Genomic DNA, 605 nt, shown 5'->3' on the forward strand with positions numbered 1-605 from the left:
GTGGAAGGGAGGAGATGGAGATAAGGAGAAGAAAGAAGGGAATAGAAGGAGAGAAGAGAGAGAGAAGGGGAAGGAAAGGAGGGGGAAGGAGAAGGAGAGAGAGGAGGGGGGGGGGGGAAAGAAGAAGAAGGAAGAAGAGAGGAGGAAAGGGAAGGGAGGGAAGAAGGGGGAGAGGAAGAGAGAGAGAGAGGGAAAGGGAGAGGGGAGGGAGGAGAGGGGGAAGAAGAAAAGGGGAAGGAGGAGGAAAGAGAGAGAGAAGGAGAGGAGAAGAGAAGAGAGAAGGGGGGAGAGAGGGAGAGGAAAAGAGGGGAGAGGAGGAAGAGAAGAAAGAGAGGGGAAGAAAGAAGAGAAGAGAGAGGAAGAGAAGAGGGGGAGAGGAGGGAAGGAGAAGGAGAAAAAAGAGAGAGAAAAGAGGGAAAGAAAAGAAGAGAGGAAGAGAGGGGGAAGGAAAGAGGGAAGGAGAGGAAAGAGAGGGGAGGAGAGGAAGGGAAGAGAGGAGGAGAGGAGAGAAGGGAGAGGGAGAGAGAAAAAAGAAGGGAAGAGGAGGGGAGAAGAAAAAAGAAAAAAGAAAAAAGGGAAGGAGAAGAAGAGAGAAGCCGGGGAAC

General features: G+C 51.7%; 1 protein-coding gene. It reads left to right on the forward strand.

The genetic code is table 11. The annotated features are described in order from the left end of the window. Nucleotides 1–605 (forward strand): hypothetical protein (locus EBL84_RS17630; protein ID WP_190287997.1); only part of this gene is annotated, 605 nt, incomplete at both ends.

Source organism: Marichromatium sp. AB31, from assembly GCF_003718685.1.
In the GTDB taxonomy this organism is placed as follows: Bacteria; Pseudomonadota; Gammaproteobacteria; order Chromatiales; family Chromatiaceae; genus Marichromatium; species Marichromatium gracile.